We start from the raw sequence: 21,980 nt of genomic DNA, 5'->3' as shown, positions 1-21,980 counted from the left end.
TAAAAATACGCCCCGCCTGTGGCGGCGGGGCGATGTCTCAGGCGCTTTTGGTCGATGACTGCGGGTCTTCAACCCGAAACGGGTCGATGCCGTTACGCTGCATCCGCCAGAAACGCATGATATTAAAGCCGTTTATCACCAGAAAGCTCGCTTCAATCAACGACCCGCCAATCGACCCCAGCCAAATATTATGTGCGACCCACAGCGCCGTGGAGCACCAGATGATGCAACGGGTGGTCAAACCATGGGCGCGAAACAGTGCCCAGGTACTGCACACGGTGCCGATAATCGGCAACAGTTCCATCGGGTGTTTCACGCCCGGCAGGCCGAGTGCCAGCGTCAGCGCAATAAACACAAACATCACCGCGATATTGCTGGTTTTCAGGGTGATCAGGGTACGCCCGGAGTTCAGCATGGCGCTCATGCCCGCAGCATTCGCTCCCATCAGAAAGAAGTGACAGGCAATCACCGCGCTATAAACGGAAAGCTGTATTTTGAATTTTTTGTCATTGCGGTTAAAAAACATGGTGATACCGACCATAAAGGCCAGTACGCCAACTGCCTGGGCAAATACATAAGAAGTCATGATCCCCGCCTTAAAGTAGGGCCGTAAAAAAACGGCGCTCATAAAAAATGAAACACCGTTTTATTTTATTTGGAACCATGCGGATTTTCAACGCAAGAATACCGAATACCGACATTCCCGCGTTTTCAGTCTTAAAACGTCAGGCCTTATAACATTATTATTTATAAGGCCATTGGCGATGGGCGACAGCAAACCCCCGATAGCCCAACCCGCTTACAGCGTGACACCGCTTTTGAAGATAGCCAGCTCACGGAAATCATTGATCTCGTTTTTCGCCAGTTTGCCGTTGGCAATCTCGACAATCAGGTCAACGAATTGCGCGAGCAGGTCATCCATCGGCACATCGTGAATCAGGCGACCGGCATCAAAATCAATCCAGTGCGGTTTCTTCTTCGCCAGCTCCGTGTTGGTTGCCAGTTTGACCGTCGGCACAAAACCACCGTAAGGCGTGCCACGGCCGGTGCTGAACAGCACCATATGACAACCGGCCCCGGCCAGCGCGCTGGTGGCAACCGCATCGTTACCTGGCGCACTCAGCAGGTTCAGCCCCGGCGTGTGCAGGCGCTCACCGTATTTGAGTACGTCCACCACTTTGCTCTGGCCCGCTTTCTGGGTGCAACCGAGGGATTTCTCCTCCAGCGTGGTGATGCCACCGGCTTTGTTGCCCGGCGACGGGTTCTCATAAATTGGCTGGTTATGTTCAATGAAATACTGTTTGAAATCATTGACCATGTGCACGGTTTTCTCGAATGTGGCCTCATCGCGGCAGCGGCTCATCAGAATGCGCTCGGCACCAAACATTTCCGGCACTTCGGTCAGCACCGTGGTGCCACCGTTGGCAATCAGATAATCCGAGAAGCGCCCCAGCAACGGGTTCGCCGTGATACCAGACAGGCCATCCGAGCCGCCGCATTCCAGACCAAACTTCAGTTCGCTCAGTTTACCCGGCTCGCGCGCGTCATTGCGCATCGCCTGATACAACTGATGTAAACGTTCCAGACCGGCTTCGACTTCATCTTCCTGCTGCTGGCAAATCATAAAGTTGACGCGCTCGGCATCAAACTCACCCAGCGTGTCACGAAAGGCAGACACCTGATTGTTTTCGCAGCCCAGACCAATCACCAATACCGCACCCGCATTCGGATGGCGCACCATGTTTTGCAGCATGGTACGGGTGTTCTCATGATCTTCACCCAGTTGCGAGCAGCCAAATGGATGAGTGAACAGGTATACTCCGTCGATCCCTTCCGCGTTGTTGGTTTCTTTCAGGAAACGCTGCTGGATCTGGCGGGCAATCCCGTTGACGCAACCGACCGTCGGCAGGATCCACAGCTCGTTACGAATGCCCACATCACCATTATGGCGGCGATAGATCTGCACCTCACGATCGGCCATCTGTGCGGGCAGGCTGATGAATTCCGGCTGGTACTGATACTCATCCAGATCGCTCAGGTTGGTTTTGGCGTTCTGAGAGTGAATGTGCTCACCGGCGGCGATATCAACCAGCGCATGGCCGATAGGCAAACCGTACTTGACGACCATCGCCCCGGCGGCGATCGGTTGCAGGGCAAATTTATGCCCGCGAGCTACCGGCTGCGGCAATGTCAGCGAGACATCACCTGCGAAGACAGTTTCATCCTGCGCCAAATCGCGCAGGGCCACGGCCACATTGTCCAGTGAATGAATTTTGATAATGCTCTGCATAGATAGCACCTTCGCGATTAGCAGTAGTTCACTAGCGCATCACGCATACCGCGCTCAACGATAGCCTGCAATTGTGCCGTCACCTGTTCAGCCAGACCAGGCACCTGGGTCAAGTCCTGCTCCCAGTGTTCGGCATCCGCCAATACGGTGTTCACCAGTTGCGCAAGCGTGGTGCTGCCTGCCGCAACACCGCCCCACAGCGTGGCATAACGTTCCAGCCAGTGCGCATCATCCTGCAACGGATAACGCTCGCCATGACGCTCGCCACGGTAGAAGGCGATGAGCGCCGCCAGCGCAAACGTCAGGCGCTGTGGCAGCTCGCCTTTGCTTTCGCGGTAGGCCAGTAACTGCGGCAGGATGCGGGTGCGGAATTTGGTCATGCCGTTAAGCGCGATAGACAGCAACTGATGCTGGATGAACGGGTTTCTGAAACGGCTTAATACCGCCTGAGCAAACGACACCAGTTCATCATGCGGCAAGTCCAGTACCGGGACGATTTCATTGGCAATGGTGGTTTCTACAAACTGGCTAACCTGCGCGTCATTCATTGACTCGCCGACCGTATCCAGCCCGGCCAGAAACGCCACCGGTACCAGCGCCGTATGGGCACCGTTCAGAATCGCCACTTTGCGCTCTTTGTACGGTTTGATGTCATCAACGATACGGATATTCAAATCCAGCTCATTAAGGTGCAGCTCGTTTGCCAGCCACTGCGGCCCCTGGATCACAAACAGGTAGAAGTATTCGGCGGTATCCAGAAAGCCGTCCTGATAGCCCAATTCCTGTTGCAGCGTCTCGACTTCGGCACGCGGATACCCGGTTACGATGCGGTCAACCAGCGTCGAGCAGAAAGTATTGTGCTCATTTAGCCAGGTCGTAAAGGCGGCAGGCAGTGCCCACTGTGCGGCATAACGCAGCACCAGCTCTTTGAGTTTTTCGCCGTTGTAGTCAATCAGCTCGCACGGCAACAGCACCCAGCCTTTATCGGCGGCACCGTTAAAATGGTTGAAACGCTCAAACAGCAAGCGGGTCAGTTTCGCCGGGAAGCTGGCCGGTGGCGTATCCGTCAGTTGGTCATCGGCGTGGTAGCTAATACCGGCTTCGGTGGTGTTGGAAAACACAAAGCGAATATTGGCGTCGTGTGCCAGCGCCAGATAGTCGTCAAACTGACGGTACACATTGATTTCACGGTTCACCGAGCGAATCAGGCGCGGCTCGCGTACCGCTTCGCCCTGCTCGTTCAACCCACGAATAATGGTGGTGTACAACCCGTCTTGCGTATCCAGCGCAGGCGGGAAGTCGGTATCAATCGGGCGAACAATAACAATACCGGCATCCAAAGCGGTATGTTCATTGAGCAGATCTAACTGCCAGTCAACAAAAGCGCGCAGGAAATTACCTTCACCAAACTGGATAACACGGTCAGGATGATGACGGCCAGGAAAATCACGACGATTCAGCGTTTGCATTAACAAGCTACCTCAGAACACGACAATTCGGGACAAACGCCAGTCGGTACAACCATCAGATAATGAAAACAGCGTCTGGTCAGCACGACAGCGTCAGGGCGGTGGATTGAGCACCCTGCGCCAGCCCGAAATCACAACATTGACAAACGGGCCCGTCGTGGCACCCGCTCTCCCTTTTTTCTTATAACTCGATGCCGAAATAGTTTTTGGCATTATCAAAACAGATGTTTTTCACCATCTCGCCCAGCAGCGGTAAATCGGCTGGCGCTTCGCCATCGGCAACCCAGCGGCCAATCATCTGGCACAGGATGCGACGGAAATATTCGTGGCGGGTGTAAGACAGGAAGCTGCGGCTGTCCGTCAGCATACCGACAAAACGGCTCAGCAGACCGAGCTGCGCCAGCTGTGTCATCTGACGTTGCATACCGTCTTTCTGGTCGTTAAACCACCAGCCTGAACCGAACTGCATCTTGCCCGGCATCCCTTCGCCCTGGAAGTTACCGATCATGGTGCCCAGCACTTCGTTATCACGCGGGTTCAGGCAGTAAAGGATGGTTTTCGGCAGCAGATTCTCTTCATTCTGCTTGCTCAACAGGCGTGACAGTTCTTGCGCCATCGGGCGGTCGTTGATGGAGTCAAAGCCCACATCCGGCCCCAGCAGCTTGAACTGACGCTGGTTATTGTTGCGCAGTGCACCAATGTGATACTGCTGCACCCAGCCGCGACGCGCGTATTCCGCCCCCAGCCATACCAGCACCGCTGTTTTGAACTGCGCGACTTCCAGCTCGACAAGGCTTTCACCAGACAGGCGACGCGCCAGAATGCTGTCTAGCGTGCTTTCATCCGCTTCAGCAAACAGCACCACGTCCAGCGCATGGTCAGACACTTTACAGCCGTGTGCGGCAAAGTGATCGAGACGTTTGGCCAGCGCGGCTTGCAGGTCGCTAAAGCGGCGGATATCGGTATCGGAGACTTCGCCCAGCTTCGCCATGTAATCGTTAAAGCTGTCGAGTTCGATATTGAACGCTTTATCAGGACGCCAGCTCGGCAGCACCTTGACAGAGAAGGTTTTATCCTGAGCCACGGCTTTGTGATGTTGCAGGTCGTCAATCGGGTCATCGGTGGTGCCGACCATTTTCACGTTCATCTGCTGCATGATGCCGCGGGCAGAAAATTCATCACGCTCCAGCAAGGCATTGGTGCGATCCCAAATCTCTTTAGCGGTAGACGGCGACAGCACCGTGCCAGTGATGCCGAACGGGCGGCGCAGTTCCAGATGCGTCCAGTGGTACAGCGGATTACCAATGGTATGCGGCACCGTGGCAGCCCAGGCTTCAAATTTTTCCCAGTCGCTGGCATCGCCGGTACAGAAACGTTCTGGTACACCATTGGTGCGCATGGCACGCCACTTGTAGTGATCGCCTTTCAGCCAGATGTCATACAAGTTTTTGAAGCGATAATTTTCAGCGATCTGCGCAGGAGGCAAATGGCAGTGGTAGTCAAAAATGGGCTGATCCGCAGCAAAATCATGATACAGACGACGGGCGAATTCAGTATCCAACAAAAAATCTTCACTTAAAAACTGGGGCATGTTTGTTTCCTCACACGACATTTGCCAATCAAACACGGTCACGCTTACAAAGATATCACACCAATTATCGACGATAACTGACACCATTAGTGAGGTCATGATCGCAAAAATGGCAGAAACCACTTCCAATTCCGGCTTTTTTACGCTTACACCCGGTCACAGAGCCCTTTTTACCGCCCGATTTCGTTTATTCCCCAGCAAATTCGTGGTTTTGTGATATCACTCAACTTTTAAATTGGTATGACAAATTATTGTAGCGCTGCCTGATGAGGGGATTCAATCTCAATATCGTCAACAGAGTTGATGTTCCCGCTGGAAAACAATAAACGCGCGCGGCGGGATTGCCGTCGCGGCCCGCCCGTCAGCCGTATCCGGCGGCAGGGCAACCAGTCAGGCGGCAACTCCCGCTGAGGTGACCAAGACATTCGTCTCTTGTCACGCTCAGTGTGGTCTATACCTATCGCAGCAGACGACTGACAGGTTTGCCGCGATACTTACACTCGGAGAGATATTTAACATGCTCAAGATCAAAGGCTTGCGCTGGTACATGATCGGACTGGTGACCGTCGGTACCGTTCTGGGTTACCTGACGCGTAACGCAATTGCCGCCGCAGCGCCCACGTTGCAAGAACAACTTCATATCAGCACTCAACAGTATTCCTATATCATTGCCGCCTATTCCGCCTGCTATACCATCATGCAGCCGGTAGCCGGTTATGTACTGGACTTACTCGGCACCAAAGTGGGTTATGCCATGTTCGCCGTGTTGTGGGCTGTCTTCTGTGCCGCCACGGCGCTGGCGAACAGCTGGGGAGGCCTGGCTATCGCGCGTGGTGCGGTAGGGATGGCGGAAGCCGCCATGATCCCGGCCGGCCTGAAAGCGACCAGCGAGTGGTTCCCGGCCAAAGAACGTTCTGTTGCCGTGGGTTACTTCAACGTCGGTTCCTCTATCGGTGGTATGTTGGCTCCGCCGCTGGTGGTGTGGGCAATTATGGCGCACAGCTGGCAGATGGCCTTTGTCATCACCGGTGTGCTGAGCCTGATGTGGGCAATTGGCTGGTTGTATTTCTACAAACACCCGAAAGATCAGGACAAACTGAGTGATGAAGAGCGTGACTACATCCTGAGTGGCCAGGAAGCGCATCATCAGGTCGGGAATGCCAAGAAGATGTCTGCCTTGCAGATCCTGCGTAACCGCCAGTTCTGGGGCATCGCGCTGCCGCGTTTTCTGGCTGAGCCCGCCTGGGGCACATTTAATGCGTGGATCCCGCTGTTTATGTTCAAGGCTTATGGCTTTAACCTGAAAGAAATCGCCATGTTCGCCTGGATGCCGATGCTGTTCGCTGACCTTGGCTGTATCGTTGGCGGCTATCTGCCGATGCTGTTTCAGAAACACTTCAAAGTGAACCTGATTGTGTCGCGTAAAATGGTGGTGACCATGGGCGCACTGCTGATGATCGGCCCCGGCACCATCGGCCTGTTCACCAGCCCTTATGTGGCGATCGCCCTGCTGTGTGTCGGTGGCTTCGCCCACCAGTCGCTGTCTGGCGCGCTGATTACGCTCTCGTCTGACGTGTTTGGTCGTAATGAAGTGGCCACCGCAAACGGCCTGACCGGTATGGCCGCCTGGACGGCGAGCACCCTGTTTGCCCTGGTTGTGGGCGCGCTGGCTGATACCATCGGCTTTAGCCCGCTGTTTGCTGTACTGGCTGTATTTGACGTACTGGGCGCTATCGTTATCTGGACGGTACTGAAAAACCACTCCGCCAATGACGAAAACAGCAACCATTCTGAGCTGAAAACCGCACAACAGAACTAAGCCTGTCGGTGACAAGGGTGCACATTTGCGTACCCTGATAAGACAAATTTCTGCTTCACCCTGTTCATCCGGTATCATGAGATACTGGATGAACACATTCTCCCGGTTGTTATACCCAAAATCATCATACCGTGCAGGAAGACGGTGACATGGCGCAGCCAGGCTTCTATCCTGATAATGGCCGTCAGATGGCGCACTCGTATCCATTACTCACAACGCCTGCCTATCAGTAAGCGGGGATTCCGGGCTGAAAACTGTTAACTGTGACAGACATGTGGGTTACGGCGTACCGCAAGTGGTATAACAACTCTATTCCAGAGATACCATCTACATTTTAACAAGATAATCTAACGAGATAGTTGTAGTGACGCACATGGCCTTAGGGAGCGTCCATTATCTTAAGAGCAGGCATCATGGCACTGACAGAATCCAGGCGACTCTACCAACAGTTAGCCGCAGAATTGAAACAACGTATTGAGGGCGGCGTTTATCCGGTGGGTGATAAGTTACCGGCCGAACGCAATATTTCCGAAGAGATGAACGTCAGCCGTACCGTGGTACGCGAGGCTATCATCATGCTGGAAGTGGAAGGTTACGTGGAGGTGCGCAAAGGTTCGGGCATCCATGTGATTTCCAACCAGCAACGTCACCTGCTGGCAGTGAACAGCAGCGATGCTGACTTTCTGACCGCCGGGCCGTTTGAGTTATTGCAGGCCCGCCAGTTAATAGAAAGCAATATCGCGGAATTCGCCGCCACCCAGGTGACGCGGCAAGACATCGTTCAGCTAATGGAAATTCAGGAAAATGCCCGTCAGGAAGACCGCTTTCGTGATTCTGAGTGGGATCTTAAATTTCATGTCCAGGTAGCCCTGGCGACGCAGAACTCAGCGATGGCGACCATCGTGGAAAAAATGTGGAGTCAGCGAATTCACAATCCCTACTGGCGAAAATTGCACGAACACATCGATGACAAGTCGATTGAGAGCTGGTGCGAAGACCATGACCAGATTCTCAAAGCGTTAATTCGCAAAGACCCTTACGCGGCCAAGCTGGCAATGTGGCAACATCTGGAAAACACCAAGCAAATGCTGTTTCGCGCCACGACGGATGATTTCGAATTCAATGTTGACCGCTATATGTTTGCAGAAAATCCGGTCGTTCACCTCGATCATCTGGCTAACAGTAAATCCTGACAACCTGTGTGTGATCACGTACTTTTGCCTCCCGGTTTCGGGGCAAATAGCGTGATTCACTGTCGAGTTCTGTCAACAAGTGTAAAATATGACAGAAATCACAATCTCCCCTAAAAAAACAGGTCGTTATACGTTTTTAGAACGTGATATTTTCCTATCTCACCTGCGGTGCTTTTGTTACAGTTAGAGCACTTTTTTTACGTTTAACCGCTCGCAGTACACCTTATCTGGTAAAACGACCAAAAAGTCATGTTTTACAGCAGAAAAAGACGCTGCAAAGCCGCCCGCTTTTATCAGGTTATACGCTGAATTATCTCCCAGGCAGCGGGTTAAACGAATGGCATTGCAGGTTTGCCAGAGACAGCGTGACCTCATCCTTCGCCCTGTGCGTACTGCGCGCAGTTAGCGAGGGGTTTAGCCTCATCGTACAAACACATAACGATGTATGCGCGTGAAGGAATACGCACCCGAAAAACAGCAATAACCGCTCTGTTTACCGGGCCTCAGCGTTACTAATCCGTCGCTGTAGTGGTTACGCCAGTGACATCGACGCTGCCAGCAGGTTCTCAGCGAGGTTCTTCCAACGCCGTAGTACAGGAATACCAGATGGATATAATGAAAGAACTTTTGTATGCGCTCTGGCACCAGAACTTTGATGTCCTCGCCGATCCCAAAATGGTGGGGGTGATTTACATCACATTGTTTTTAATCCTGTTTCTTGAAAATGGCCTGCTGCCTGCTGCCTTTTTACCCGGCGACAGCCTGCTCATTCTGGTTGGGGTAGTGATAACCAAAGGCACCATGAGTTATCCGCTGACGATCGTACTACTGACTACAGCCGCCAGCCTTGGGTGTTGGGCCAGTTACCTGCAAGGCAAGTGGCTTGGCAACACCCGCACGGTGCAAAGCTGGCTGTCACACCTGCCTTCCCACTACCACCAGCGGGCACATCAGTTATTCCATCGTCATGGCTTATCAGCACTGTTGATTGGTCGTTTTCTGGCGTTTGTCCGTACTCTGCTGCCCACGCTTGCTGGGCTTTCCGGGCTGGACAATACGCGTTTTCAGTTCTTCAACTGGATGAGCGGCTTTCTCTGGGTGATCATTCTGGTTTCTTTTGGTTTTGGGCTGGGCAGCTCGCCGCTGTTTCTTCAATATGAAGACCGGCTGATGTCTTGCCTGATGTTATTGCCACTGGTGCTGCTGTGTGTTGGCCTGGTAGGGTCATTGTGGGTAGTCTGGCGCAAAAAACGTGCAGCGGCGGGAAAAGGAATAAAATAATGCCCTTTCCTCGAATAAAGCTACGGCCGCTCTGGCGGCTGTTACTGTTGCTGTTACCTTTGGTGGTCTTACTCACCACCTCTTCACAACAGCGGCCTGATGAAGTCATGCTCCACATCAGTGCTCGTCATCAGGGCACGCCACTGCCGGATGGTTTTTACATTTATCAACAGCTCAACGAACGCGGCATCGCCATTAAAAGCATTACGCCGGGGCACGACAGCATTATTGTGCGCCTGTCATCGCCGGAGCAAAGCGGGGCCGCACGGGAAGTGTTAAGCGTAGTGCTACCCCAGGCACTGGTCATTGCCCAGCGCCTAAATATGCCTAAACCAGAGGCGCGCAGCTAAGCCTCCCATCGCGGCGGCATGATACGCAACCATTCCCCATCACACGCTTCGTTGGCTAATACCGCCCGCCGCGGGCATAGACATATGCCATAACGTCAATTTTTCTGACAGAAAACAACAATTTTACTTGCTGTCATCCAGGCATTTTCCTCTCTAGTATGCCTCTTATCGGTGACGCACTTTTACCTTAGATAAACCTTTAAACAGTATGCCGGGTGCGCTTGTAGCGACGTTGCGCCGGCCACGAACACACAACTGGAGAGATGATGAAAAGTTTTGAAAATGCCCTGCTGATGATTGCCCGTATCCTGCTACCTATTCTGTTTATCGCTGCCGGTTATGGCAAGCTGGGCGCATCGTATGCCGCTACCCAGCAATACATGCAGGCGATGGGTGTTCCCGGTGTGCTGCTACCGCTGACCATCCTGCTGGAGCTGGGGGGGGTCCTGGCTGTGCTGTTTGGCTTACTGACCCGTACGACTGCCATCATCACCGCGATTTTTACCCTGTTAACCGCGTTTATCTTCCACAGTGATTTCGCGCAGGGTGCCAACCAGTTGATGTTCATGAAGAACCTGTCTATCGCGGGTGGGTATGTTCTGTTGTTTGTTACCGGGCCGGGTGCATTCAGTCTCGACCGCCTGCTGAACAAAAAATGGTAAGCATCAGGTCAGGCACAGCCTGACTATTTCATGGCAGTCAACAGCCCGCTGTTGGCTGCCATTGTCGTTATTCTGGGAGGAGACCGTTATGGGATTGTTGGTTGAAGGCGTATGGCACGATACATGGTATGAAACCCAGTCCTCGGGCGGGCATTTCAAACGACCAGAGACCTTTTTCCGCAACTGGGTGACTGCCGATGGCAAACCTGGCCCAACGGGCACCGGTGGCTTCAACGCAGAGCCCGGTCGCTACCACCTGTATGTTTCATTGGCTTGCCCCTGGGCCCACCGCACCTTGCTGATGAGAAAACTCAAAGGGCTGGAGCAACACATCGGCGTCAGCGTGGTACACCCACTGATGTTAGAGCATGGCTGGACATTCGAAACCGATTTTCCACAGGCCACTGGCGACACACTTTACCAACACGACTTCCTGTATCAGTTGTATTTACATGCCAAAGCCGATTACAGCGGACGCGTTACTGTCCCTGTGCTGTGGGATACCAGACAGCACACCATCGTCAGCAATGAGTCTGCGGATATTATCCGTATGTTTAACAGCGCGTTCGATGCATGCGGAGCCACTCCCGGCGACTATTACCCGTCCGCACTCAAAGCACAGCTCGATGAACTCAACGCATGGATTTACCATCAGCTTAACAACGGTGTCTATAAAGCAGGCTTCGCCACCACCCAGCAGGCCTATGACGAATCGGTCAGTCAGGTGTTTCATGCGCTCGAAAGTCTTGAAGCACGTCTGAGCCAGTATCGTTATCTGACCGGCGATCGTCTGACCGAAGCGGATATCCGGTTATGGACAACCTTGATCCGTTTTGATCCGGTCTACCACACGCATTTTAAGTGTGACAAACGCCGCTTAAGCGACTACCCAAACCTCTATGGCTATCTGCGTGACATTTATCAACTGCCAGGCATTGCTGATACCGTCGCGATGGATCATATTCGCCATCACTACTATTGCAGCCATGCCAGCCTCAACCCACATGGCATTATTTCCGCCGGGCCTCAGGCCGATTTAACCACTGCGCACGGCCGCGATAAACGCAACTAAAAAGCATCTATCGCGCATATCAGCTGCATCTGGGCACCCTCCCCGGCAATCACGCCGGTGACGTGGTGCTCTGTCAATCCGCGGTTATCATGAAGACGAGGTGTTAAAAACACGCGGGATCTCACGTAAAAACCACGCTTTGGCTTCACCCATACTGTCACGCCGCCAGGCCATGATTATCTGCCCTTCCAGAATATTTTCCGGGCTAACCACCCGCAGTCGGCCTTCGGCAATATCCTTTGCCACCATGTCATAAGGCATCGTGGCAACACCTAACCCCGCCAGCAGCGCACGTCGTTTATCATCCAGCGAGCTGACGGTAAGTCGTGGCTGTTTATCCAGCAGTTGCACGGTGAGTACCGGGCGTTCACGGGCGGTATCGGCAATGGCAATCCCCCGATATTTAATACGGCTGACTTCTGATAAAGGTTCCGGCTCGTCATGAATAGGATGATCCGGGCTGGCAACATAGACATTCTTGATGGTGTAAAGCTTGCGGGTATTAATTTCAGAAGAGGAGCGAAAATGCATATCCGGGGCAATCACAATATCCGCTCGCCCCTGCTCCAGCCGCTCCCAGGCTCCCGCCAGCACTTCTGTCAATAATGACACCTGTGTGTTAGCTTTCAGCGACAGTTTATCGAGCAGCGGAAACAGGCGATCAACAGGCACCAGTGCCTCGAATACAATCGTAAGATGGGTTTCCCACCCTCTCGCCAGCGCCTCGGCATCTGTCGTCAGTTTATCCGCCGCCTCCAGCAGGATACGACCACGCTCCAGCAGCATGCGCCCGACATTGGTAAATTTGGTACGATGACCGGAACGGTCAAACAGCACCACATCCAGCTCATCTTCCAGTTTTTGCATGGTATAACTCAGCGCAGAAGGCACCCGCCCCAGTTCATCCGCCGCGGCCGCAAAGCTTCCACGGCGGTCAATCGCATCCATGACGCGTAATGCTTCTAGTGTTAATGCCCGTTCCTTTGCCATGTTTCACTCATTCAGGATTTTTGAACGTGCCGACCAGATTAACTGGCTAACAATCCATCGTCCAGACAATTACTATCGCGTTATCAATAATTCTCAGGATTGAATACCATGATCATTAGCAGAGCAGCGCAACAGTGCGGCCAGGCTGACTATGGCTGGTTACAGGCTCGTTATACCTTTTCTTTCGGCCACTATTTCGATCCTGAGCTACTGGGGTTTGCCTCGCTGCGCGTGCTCAATCAGGAAGTGCTGGCTCCGGGTGCAGCCTTTCAGCCCCGCACGTATCCGCGCGTAGACGTGCTGAATATTTTGCTGCAAGGTGAGGCGGAATACCGTGACAGCAACGGCAACCATGTCAGGGCTAAAGCCGGTGAAGCCTTGTTACTTGCCACGCAACCGCATGTCAGCTACAGCGAACATAATATCAGTGAAGACACATCCCTGACGCGGATCCAGTTGTGGCTGGATGCCTGCCCGATGCGGGAAAATCAGTGCGTGCAGCGCACCAGCTTAGTCGATACCCCTCACCAGTTGCTGGCCTCACCGGAGGAAACAGACACCGGGCTTCATCTGCGCCAGCAGGTATGGATACACCATCTGAACCTGGCAGCGGATACCGAACATACCCTGACACTGCATGGCAGCCGGGCCTATCTGCAATCTATCTACGGTACCGTCCGTATTCAGGGTAACGAGACATCAGATAACGATTCCCCCGCGCAGCCAGACTCCTGTTCAAACCTGCTCCATTGTGGTGATGGCGCATTTGTAAAACAAGAAAACACCCTCACTCTTAAAGCACAAACTGAGGCACGGCTGTTATTGATAGACCTTGCCGCCTGATAACAGCTATCGGCAAAGCAGTGTTCAGACTCTGCGCACCACCGCGCTCAGGCTGCTTTTCCTTGCACTGAGGGTGGTATCTCGGTGTTTTAATTCAGTCATGGTAAGATAGCGAATTATCTCAAACTCGCTTCAGGGTTACTGCTATGGATTCAACCAATCCGGACACTCTCCTTGCCCAGGCTGAACAGCTTTGCCAGCAACGTAATGTACGCCTGACACCACAGCGGCAGGAGGTGTTACGCTTGATGGCCCTGCAAAGCGGTGCGATCAGTGCCTATGACTTACTGGATCTGCTGCGTCTCTCGGAGCCGCAGGCCAAACCCCCGACCGTTTACCGCGCGCTGGATTTTCTGCTGGAGCAAGGATTCATCCACAAAGTAGAATCCACGAACAGTTATGTCCTGTGCCATCATTTCGAAGAGCACAGCCACACCTCTGCACTGTTCATTTGTGACCGCTGTGGTCACGTCACAGAACGCCAGACACAAGGCGTTGAAGAAACATTGCAACAGTTAGCCAGGCAGTCAGGATTCGCACTGCGCCACAGTATTGTGGAAGCGCATGGGTTATGTGACGAGTGTCAAAAAGTGGAGTCATGTGAGCACCGGGACAGTTGCACCCACGATCACAGCATTGTGGTGAAAAAACGCTGACGTATCCGCTCCGCTTGTCATGATGAAGCTGGCGTGACGTGGCGACATGCGTGTGAAGTAACGCGATGCTTCACACGGTTTTTCCGCTCTATCACGATATTGCTGAAATGCCCCTGCCCGCTACATTCACTTCTGACATTCTGCCGTTTCCTGCACCGTTTCCTTTACTTTCAGCTTTGCCTTCGCTTGCTTAATGTCGGCCGATGAATCTGCGTGGGGTTTACCCCCAGTCACTGTTACGAATCACGCCAACAGCCAACCCTTCAATCGAGAAAGCCTGCTCGCGCAAATCAACCACTATTGGCGCAAAATCCTTGTTTTCCGCCAGCAACTGCACCACATTGCCTTGTTTCTTCAAGCGCTTAACCGTGACCTCATCCTCAATACGTGCCACAACGACCTGCCCGTTGTGTACATCCTGTGTTTTATGCACTGCCAGTAAGTCACCATCAAGAATACCAATGTCTTTCATAGACATACCGCTAACGCGCAGCAAAAAATCAGCGCTGGGTTTAAACATGGCAGGGTCAACCTGATAGTGACATTCAATATGCTGCTGTGCCAGCAACGGTTCACCGGCTGCAACGCGCCCAATAAGCGGCAAACCGAGATCCTCTTCTTCCATCAGCAAGCGGATGCCACGAGACGCCCCGGTAACAATCTCGATAACCCCTTTGCGTGCCAGCGCTTTGAGATGTTCTTCCGCCGCATTCGGTGAGCGGAAACCAAGCTGACTGGCAATTTCTGCCCGGGTGGGCGGCATACCGCTCTGCGCGATATGATCACGAATCAGGTCATAAACCTGTTGCTGTCTGGTGGTTAAGGTTTTCATTCCGCCCCCTGTTTGTTTATACAGTTTTGCTGTGAGTATATACAGGGAAAGTGCCAATGGGAACCGTGATATCGCTATTGCACGGATTTTTCGACGATTATGCAAACCGTCACGCAAAACGGCTCCATAACAGTGATACCCAGACGATCGCGGCCAAGACACAGGCGACAAAGACCGCCGCAGAACCAATATCTTTTGCCCGCCCCGACAGTTCGTGATAGTCCAGACCAACGCGGTCTACCACCGCTTCAATAGCGCTGTTTACCAGCTCAAACAGCACTATCAACACCACCGACCCGACCAGCAACAGCCGCTCTATGGTTGAAACAGGCAAGACACTCGCCACAAGCACCGCAACAAGCAGCAAAACCGACTCCTGTCGAAAGGCTGCTTCATGTTGCCACGCCTGCCTCAGGCCCTGTAGCGAATACCCTGCGGCTTTGACAATGCGGGTAATTCCTGTTGTCTTATTCATGATGACTCCACCTGTAATTTGTGATTGGCCGCAATTTTAACGCGTCCACATGATTGCATCACCACAGATATCCTGTTGGGTTTCTGGTATCCTTGGCGCGCGTTGCTAACAAGAGGCTTCTGGTTGTTATGTCAGGTTGGCGTAAAATTTACTACAAGTTACTGAATTTCCCTCTAAAACTCTTAGTAAAGAGTAAGGTTATTCCGCAGGATCCCGTTAACGAACAACGTCTGGATCCCTCAAGACCGATATTTTATGTGCTGCCTTATAGCTCTAAGGCAGACCTGCTGACGTTGCGCACCAAGTGTCTGGAATTACATTTGCCAGACCCATTGCAACCGCAGCAAATCGATGGCAAAACCCTGCCGAGCTACGTTTTTGTTAACGATGGCCCACGCCTGTTTCGCTACTACGTGCCGAAACAGCAGTCGATCAAACTGTTTCATGACTATCTGGATTTGCATCGCAACAACCCAGAGCTGGATATACAAATGGTGCCTGTCGCGGTTATGTTTGGCCGCTCGCCGGGTCGTGAAGGCCAGCATCAGGACGCGCCGCACCTGCGCCTGCTGAACGGTATCGAGAAGTTTTTCGCCGTTTTGTGGCTGGGGCGTGACAGCTTCGTGCGTTTTTCGGTGCCGGTATCACTGCGCTATATGGCGACAGAGCATGGTACTGACAAGACGATTGCCCACAAGCTGGCACGCGTCGCTCGCATGCACTTCTCCCGCCTGCGGCTGGCAGCCGTCGGCCCAAGACTGCCAGTGCGTCAGGCGTTGTTTAATCAGTTGCTTACCTCTCGTGCCATTGCCAAGGCGATTGATGATGAAGCACGGGTGAAGAAAATCTCCCACGACAAAGCGCAGCAAAACGCGATTGCGTTACTCGAAGAGATAGCGGCTGATTTCTCTTATGAAGCGGTCAGGCTCTCTGACCGGGTGCTGAGCTGGACGTGGAACCGGCTGTATCAAGGCATCAACGTTCATAATGCCGAACGTGTGCGTCAACTCGCTCAGGATGGCCATGAGATTGTCTATGTGCCTTGCCATCGCAGCCACATGGATTACCTGCTGTTGTCCTATGTGCTCTATCATCAGGGGCTGGTTCCCCCGCACATTGCCGCAGGCATCAACCTCAATTTCTGGCCTGCCGGCCCGATATTCCGCCGCCTCGGTGCCTTCTTTATCCGCCGTACCTTCAAAGGGAACAAGCTCTACTCCACGCTGTTTCGTGAATATCTGGGCGAGTTGTTTACCCGCGGCTACTCGGTAGAGTATTTCGTCGAAGGCGGGCGCTCACGCACAGGCCGACTGCTGGAGCCGAAAACCGGTACACTGGCGATGACCATTCAGGCGATGCTGCGCGGCGGCACTCGCCCGATTACGCTAGTGCCAGTGTATATCGGCTACGAACATGTGATGGAAGTCGGCACCTATGCCAAGGAGTTACGTGGTGCGACCAAAGAGAAAGAGGGATTCCTGCAAATGGTGCGTGGGCTGCGTAAGCTGCGCAACCTCGGCCAGGGCTATGTCAACATCGGTGAGCCGCTGACGTTGACGACCTATCTCAATCATCATGTGCCGCAATGGCGCGATGCGATTGACCCTATCGACCCGCAACGCCCGGCATGGCTTACGCCAACCGTACAGCACATTGCCGATGATATTATGGTTCGCATCAATAATGCGGCAGCGGCCAATGCGATGAACCTGTGCTGTACCGCGTTGCTGGCTTCACGCCAGCGGGCGTTGACGCGCGAGCAAATGGAAGAGCAGTTAGCGTGTTATTTGCAGCTACTGCGCAACGTGCCTTATAGCAGTGATGTTACGGTACCGAACAAAACGGCAGCGGAACTGCTGGAACATGCGCTGGGCATGAACAAGTTTGAGGTAGAAAAGGATAATGTTGGCGACATCATCATTCTGCCGCGCGAGCAAGCGGTCTTGATGACCTACTACCGCAATAACATTCATCATTTGTTGGTGCTGCCGTCATTGATTGCCAGTATCGTCATGCACCGTAGGCGCATTAGCACATCCGCGCTGTTGCACCAACTGACCTTAATCTATCCGCTGTTGCAGGCAGAGCTGTTTTTGCACCATGACAAAGCCGACCTGTCAGGCATTCTCGATAAACTGGTAACCGAGCTTGTCAGCCAGCGCCTGATTATCAACAACGCCGGTGAGCTGGAATTAAACCCGGCGCGCATTCGTACCCTGCAATTACTGGCCGCGGGTATCCGCGAAACCTTGCAGCGCTATACCATCACGCTGGCACTGCTGCATGCCAACCCGTCCATCAGTCGCGGTGCGCTGGAAAAAGAGAGCCGCAGCATGGCGCAACGCCTTTCTGTACTGCATGGTATTAATGCACCCGAGTTCTTTGACAAGGCCGTGTTCTCAACGCTGGTCAATACACTGCGTAATGAAGGGTATTTCAGCGACAGTGGCGAAGCGGTGCAAGAGCAAGTCCAGGCCATGTATACCATGCTGGGCGATCTCATCACACCGGAAGTGAGGCTGACCATAGAAAGTGCCAGTCTGGCGCAGGACAGTGGCGCATCATCGCCAGAGGAAGAGCAGGCCGAAGTACGAGAAGAGAAAGAAGACGCGCAATAAGCATGATGCCCTGCGGAAACATGACCGCAGGGCATTTTTGACGTTGATTACAAACTGAATAAAATACCGAAAAACAACACCATACCAACGTAGTTATTGTTCCTGAATGCGCGAAAGCAGTTATCGCGCTCACGTCCGGCAATCAATTTCTGTTGATAGGCAAACAACGCCGCCGCCACCAGTACCGACCAGTAAAAAACCTGCCCCAGCGCCATCATTCGGCCCAGTGCCAGCATTGCGGCTAATGTCATGAGTTGCAGTACACCAATGATCAGCGTGTCATGGCTGCCAAATAAAATGGCGGTAGACTTCACGCCAATTTTTAAATCATCATCCCGGTCAACCATCGCGTATTCCGTGTCATAGGCCACCGTCCAGCAAATGTAGGCAAAAAATATCAGCCAGCAGGTTGCCGGTAGCGACTCACTGACAGCAGCATACGCCATCGGAATTGACCAGCCGAAGGCCGCGCCCAAAACCAGTTGCGGTAAATGACTGACTCGCTTCATAAACGGGTAGACCCAGGCCAGCGCGAGGGCGGCCACAGACAGCCAGATGGTCATCGGATTCATGGTCAGCACCAGGCCAAACGCCAGCAGGACCAGAACCACAAACAACACCTTGGCTGATTGCTCACTCACCAGCCCAGAAGGTAACGGGCGCGATGCGGTGCGTTTCACATGCCCGTCAAAATGACGATCGGCATAATCATTGATAACGCACCCGGCCGCTCGCATCAAAAAAACGCCCGCCACAAACACCAGCAGTGTCCAGACTGCCGGTGTTCCACGCCCGGCCAGCCATAATGCCCAGAGTGTCGGCCACAATAACAACAGTGAGCCAATCGGCTTGTCGATACGCATCAAACGGCAATATGCCCCCCAGCGTCCTGACATAAACAGTCTTTCCAACGCCTGATTCTCCTTCTGCACTCAGCTCTGATAACGATCGGGGAAATAAAGGGGAGCCTGCGGTAAAAACAGCTCGGTAATCAACAGAGGATTACCCGATAACCGCAAGCGCGAGCGCCGTACCCATAGCGCGTCACATCGTCCCATCTGAATCACATCGCGCGGCGGTGGCCCCTGCAAGAACAGGTAACGCCCTAATGGCGTGGTGCCAACCTGGGTTAAATCAATGTCAGCCTCTTGCAGCGTCTGCTCGGGTATCACCGTACGACCAAACAACCAGGGCTCACCGTCTCCCAACAAGATAACCTCACGTAACCAATAGCGCTCACTCGGTGGCAACAGGGCGGACTCACCGGCAACATCCGGTGAAGAGATAAACCGCTCCTGACTAACCTGAACACTCAGTTTCAGGCAATAGCGCTCCAGACGACGCGTCATCGAATCCTGATAAACCAGCCAGTCGGCCGCCCGCGCAGGGACATCCTCTGGCGCACACCACGTAGCCGAGCGCAGGCTAGCTAACGCCTTGTCAGACATGTCTCCCCTTCCACCCGGTGTTTAATAAATAAAATAAGCGAACTTATTGTAGCGCAGACGTGCCTTGCCGCGAAGATATGCCGTGCCGCAAACAAGAATACCTTGGTAACAGCTCACGAACGTTATGTTAACGCTGTGGGTTGTTTTCATTCACGTCAACGGCAAGCCATGGCGATAGCGACAGACGAAAAAAAACGACCCGGCATGGATACCGGGTCGTCTCTTACTCTACAACGGCAAGGGGACGATAATCGTCACCTGCATGCGGCAATTACATCATGCCGCCCATACCACCCATGCCGCCCATACCACCAGCAGCACCTAAATCAGGTGCATCGCCTTTCGGCAGCTCGGTCACCATACATTCGGTGGTGATCATCAGGCCCGCGACAGATGCAGCGTACTGCAACGCAGAACGGGTCACTTTGGTTGGATCCAGAATACCCATGTCTATCATGTTGCCATACTGCTCGGTCGCGGCGTTGTAACCGTAGTTACCTTCGCCCGCTTTCACATTGTTGGCAACCACAGACGGCTCTTCACCGGCGTTGGAGACTATCTGGCGCAGAGGCGCTTCCATCGCACGCTGAGCAACTTTGATACCTACGTTCTGCTCTTCGTTATCGCCTTTCAGGCCATTGATAGCAGTCGCAACGCGGATCAGCGCCACGCCGCCACCGGCAACCACACCTTCTTCAACGGCAGCACGGGTCGCGTGCAGCGCATCTTCAACGCGGGCTTTCTTCTCTTTCATTTCCACTTCAGTGGCTGCGCCGACTTTGATAACCGCAACGCCGCCTGCCAGTTTGGCTACGCGCTCTTGCAGTTTTTCACGATCGTAATCAGACGTGGCTTCTTCGATCTGCTGACGAATCTGAGTCACACGGCCCTGAATAGTGGCTTCATCGCCCACACCGTCAATGATGGTGGTGGTGTCTTTGTTAATAACCACACGCTTGGCCTGACCCAGATCTTCCAGCGTGGCTTTTTCCAGCTCCAGACCGATCTCTTCAGAGATAACGGTACCAGCAGTCAGGGTCGCGATATCTTGCAGCATCGCTTTACGGCGATCGCCAAAGCCCGGTGCTTTAACGGCAGCCACTTTCACGATACCACGCATGGTGTTGACCACCAGCGTTGCCAGCGCTTCGCCTTCTACGTCTTCGGCGATGATCAGCAGCGGTTTACCCGCTTTGGCAACAGCTTCCAGCACCGGCAGCATTTCGCGGATGTTGGAGATTTTTTTGTCCGCCAGCAGAATGAACGGGCTTTCCAGTTCAACAGAACCGGTTTCCGGTTTGTTGATGAAGTACGGAGACAGGTAGCCACGGTCAAACTGCATACCTTCTACTACGTCCAGCTCGTCTTGCAGGCCAGAACCTTCTTCAACGGTGATAACGCCTTCTTTACCCACTTTCTCCATCGCTTCGGCAATCAGCTTGCCCACGGTTTCGTCGGAGTTGGCAGAGATGGTGCCTACCTGAGCAATCGCTTTGGTGTCAGCGCACGGTACAGACAGTTTTTTCAGTTCTTCAACCGCAGCGACAACCGCTTTGTCGATACCACGTTTCAGATCCATCGGGTTCATACCCGCAGCAACGGCTTTCAGACCTTCGTTAACAATAGCCTGAGCCAGTACGGTCGCGGTGGTGGTACCGTCACCCGCAGCGTCGTTCGCTTTTGAGGCAACTTCTTTGACCATCTGTGCGCCCATGTTTTCGAACTTGTCTTCCAGTTCGATTTCACGCGCTACGGACACGCCGTCTTTGGTGATGGTCGGAGAGCCGAAGGACTTGTCCAGCACTACGTTACGACCTTTCGGGCCCAGCGTGACTTTAACTGCATCAGCCAGCACGTTTACGCCACGCAACATTTTTACCCGAGCGTCATTACCGAATTTTACGTCTTTAGCTGCCATTGGTAGTTTCCCTTGAATTCGTTTCGTTCAGTTCAGAAGATTACGTGAGATTAGGCTTCAACAATCGCCAGGATGTCGCTTTCAGACATGATCAACACTTCTTCATTGTCGATCTTCTCGGTCTTCACACCGTAGCCATCATTGAAAATAACGATATCGCCTACTTTCACGTCCAGCGCTTTAACGTCGCCGTTCTCCAGAATGCGGCCATGGCCAACAGCCAGCACTTCACCACGGGTAGATTTACCCGCCGCAGAACCGGTCAGAACGATGCCGCCAGCAGATTTTGACTCAACTTCTTTGCGCTTGACGATCACGCGGTCATGCAATGGACGAATTTTCATTGATAGCTCTCCTTTGAGAAAGTCCATATCAGTTTAGGTAAAACGCCGGTCATCCTCTGACAACCGGCCTTGTGGTGAACTAAGTGGGGACGTTTGATGGCGCTTCAAGGGAGGAAAACATTTTTTTTT

The 21,980-nt window shown here is 53.2% G+C and carries 21 protein-coding genes; 9 read left to right on the top strand and 12 right to left on the bottom strand.

Annotation, left to right across the window (positions count from 1 at the left end; all coding sequences use genetic code 11):
• Window positions 1-37: 37 nt before the first annotated feature.
• The 5 genes from DAQ1742_RS02820 to DAQ1742_RS20435 form a co-directional block, all read right to left on the bottom strand.
• Window positions 38-586: a YgjV family protein gene (locus DAQ1742_RS02820; RefSeq protein ID WP_035339685.1), complete on the bottom strand. Its 549-nt coding sequence runs from the start codon at window positions 584-586 to the stop codon at window positions 38-40.
• A 213-nt stretch (window positions 587-799) separates the two neighbouring features.
• A complete protein-coding gene (locus DAQ1742_RS02815) occupies window positions 800-2,290 on the bottom strand; it encodes a UxaA family hydrolase (RefSeq protein WP_035339684.1) in 1,491 nt (496 codons plus the stop codon).
• A 17-nt stretch (window positions 2,291-2,307) separates the two neighbouring features.
• Window positions 2,308-3,759 carry a tagaturonate reductase gene (locus tag DAQ1742_RS02810; RefSeq protein ID WP_035339683.1) on the bottom strand — a complete coding sequence of 484 codons (1,452 nt, stop codon included), beginning with the start codon at window positions 3,757-3,759 and terminating at the stop codon, window positions 2,308-2,310.
• 181 nt (window positions 3,760-3,940) lie between these two features.
• Window positions 3,941-5,350 (bottom strand): glucuronate isomerase, encoded by a 1,410-nt coding sequence (gene uxaC / locus DAQ1742_RS02805; RefSeq protein WP_035345707.1) that lies wholly within the window; start codon window positions 5,348-5,350, stop codon window positions 3,941-3,943.
• Window positions 5,351-5,598: 248 nt separating this feature from the next.
• Entirely contained in the window at window positions 5,599-5,775 is a 177-nt protein-coding gene (locus DAQ1742_RS20435; RefSeq protein ID WP_232046583.1) for a hypothetical protein, read from the bottom strand.
• Between the two features lie 92 nt (window positions 5,776-5,867).
• Here DAQ1742_RS20435 and DAQ1742_RS02800 point away from each other — a divergent pair, with 92 nt between their 5' ends.
• The 6 genes from DAQ1742_RS02800 (at window position 5,868) to DAQ1742_RS02775 (ending at window position 11,727) form a co-directional block, all read left to right on the top strand.
• Window positions 5,868-7,169, top strand: coding sequence for an MFS transporter (locus DAQ1742_RS02800; protein ID WP_035339682.1), 1,302 nt, complete (start codon window positions 5,868-5,870; stop codon window positions 7,167-7,169).
• A gap of 413 nt (window positions 7,170-7,582) precedes the next feature.
• Complete coding sequence (exuR, locus tag DAQ1742_RS02795) at window positions 7,583-8,362, top strand: transcriptional regulator ExuR (protein WP_035339681.1); 780 nt, start codon at window positions 7,583-7,585, stop codon at window positions 8,360-8,362.
• 606 nt (window positions 8,363-8,968) lie between these two features.
• Window positions 8,969-9,643: a DedA family protein gene (locus tag DAQ1742_RS02790; RefSeq protein ID WP_035339677.1), complete on the top strand. Its 675-nt coding sequence runs from the start codon at window positions 8,969-8,971 to the stop codon at window positions 9,641-9,643.
• Window positions 9,643-9,993, top strand: a complete 351-nt coding sequence (gene mzrA / locus DAQ1742_RS02785) for an EnvZ/OmpR regulon moderator MzrA (protein ID WP_035339675.1) — start codon at window positions 9,643-9,645, stop codon at window positions 9,991-9,993. Before DAQ1742_RS02790 ends, mzrA begins: the two co-directional genes overlap by 1 nt.
• Window positions 9,994-10,259: 266 nt before the next feature.
• Window positions 10,260-10,655, top strand: coding sequence for a DoxX family protein (locus tag DAQ1742_RS02780; protein WP_180706310.1), 396 nt, complete (start codon window positions 10,260-10,262; stop codon window positions 10,653-10,655).
• An 88-nt stretch (window positions 10,656-10,743) separates the two neighbouring features.
• On the top strand, window positions 10,744-11,727 hold the full coding sequence (locus DAQ1742_RS02775; RefSeq protein WP_035339672.1) for a glutathione S-transferase family protein: 984 nt from the start codon (window positions 10,744-10,746) through the stop codon (window positions 11,725-11,727).
• Between the two features lie 87 nt (window positions 11,728-11,814).
• Here DAQ1742_RS02775 and DAQ1742_RS02770 read toward each other — a convergent pair whose 3' ends face one another.
• Entirely contained in the window at window positions 11,815-12,717 is a 903-nt protein-coding gene (locus DAQ1742_RS02770) for a LysR family transcriptional regulator (protein WP_035339669.1), read from the bottom strand.
• Window positions 12,718-12,825: 108 nt separating this feature from the next.
• On the opposite strand from DAQ1742_RS02770, the gene DAQ1742_RS02765 reads away from it, so the two are divergent.
• The gene (locus tag DAQ1742_RS02765; protein WP_035339667.1) at window positions 12,826-13,560 is read left to right on the top strand and encodes a pirin family protein; all 735 of its coding nucleotides are present in this window, start codon (window positions 12,826-12,828) and stop codon (window positions 13,558-13,560) included.
• A gap of 146 nt (window positions 13,561-13,706) precedes the next feature.
• A complete protein-coding gene (zur, locus tag DAQ1742_RS02760) occupies window positions 13,707-14,216 on the top strand; it encodes a zinc uptake transcriptional repressor Zur (protein WP_035339665.1) in 510 nt (169 codons plus the stop codon).
• Window positions 14,217-14,436: 220 nt separating this feature from the next.
• On the opposite strand, the gene lexA is transcribed toward zur, so the two are convergent.
• The gene (gene lexA / locus DAQ1742_RS02755) at window positions 14,437-15,048 is read right to left on the bottom strand and encodes a transcriptional repressor LexA (protein WP_035339663.1); all 612 of its coding nucleotides are present in this window, start codon (window positions 15,046-15,048) and stop codon (window positions 14,437-14,439) included.
• A 109-nt stretch (window positions 15,049-15,157) separates the two neighbouring features.
• Window positions 15,158-15,523: a diacylglycerol kinase gene (locus DAQ1742_RS02750; protein WP_035339661.1), complete on the bottom strand. Its 366-nt coding sequence runs from the start codon at window positions 15,521-15,523 to the stop codon at window positions 15,158-15,160.
• Window positions 15,524-15,651: 128 nt separating this feature from the next.
• Between DAQ1742_RS02750 and plsB the strand changes: the two genes are divergently transcribed.
• Window positions 15,652-18,141: a glycerol-3-phosphate 1-O-acyltransferase PlsB gene (gene plsB, locus DAQ1742_RS02745; RefSeq protein ID WP_067486561.1), complete on the top strand. Its 2,490-nt coding sequence runs from the start codon at window positions 15,652-15,654 to the stop codon at window positions 18,139-18,141.
• 47 nt (window positions 18,142-18,188) lie between these two features.
• Here the strand turns inward: plsB and ubiA are convergent, their stop codons facing one another.
• From ubiA to DAQ1742_RS02725, 4 genes are all read right to left on the bottom strand, one after another.
• Entirely contained in the window at window positions 18,189-19,037 is an 849-nt protein-coding gene (gene ubiA, locus DAQ1742_RS02740; RefSeq protein ID WP_051123999.1) for a 4-hydroxybenzoate octaprenyltransferase, read from the bottom strand.
• A gap of 36 nt (window positions 19,038-19,073) precedes the next feature.
• Complete coding sequence (gene ubiC / locus DAQ1742_RS02735) at window positions 19,074-19,589, bottom strand: chorismate lyase (protein WP_035339654.1); 516 nt, start codon at window positions 19,587-19,589, stop codon at window positions 19,074-19,076.
• 271 nt (window positions 19,590-19,860) lie between these two features.
• Window positions 19,861-21,507, bottom strand: coding sequence for a chaperonin GroEL (gene groL / locus DAQ1742_RS02730; RefSeq protein ID WP_012883281.1), 1,647 nt, complete (start codon window positions 21,505-21,507; stop codon window positions 19,861-19,863).
• A 50-nt stretch (window positions 21,508-21,557) separates the two neighbouring features.
• Window positions 21,558-21,851, bottom strand: coding sequence for a co-chaperone GroES (locus tag DAQ1742_RS02725; protein ID WP_035339652.1), 294 nt, complete (start codon window positions 21,849-21,851; stop codon window positions 21,558-21,560).
• Between the last annotated feature and the right edge of the window lie 129 nt (window positions 21,852-21,980).

This window comes from Dickeya aquatica (assembly GCF_900095885.1).
Taxonomy (GTDB): Bacteria; Pseudomonadota; Gammaproteobacteria; order Enterobacterales; family Enterobacteriaceae; genus Dickeya; species Dickeya aquatica.
This window is presented reverse-complemented; position numbering and strand designations above follow the sequence as displayed.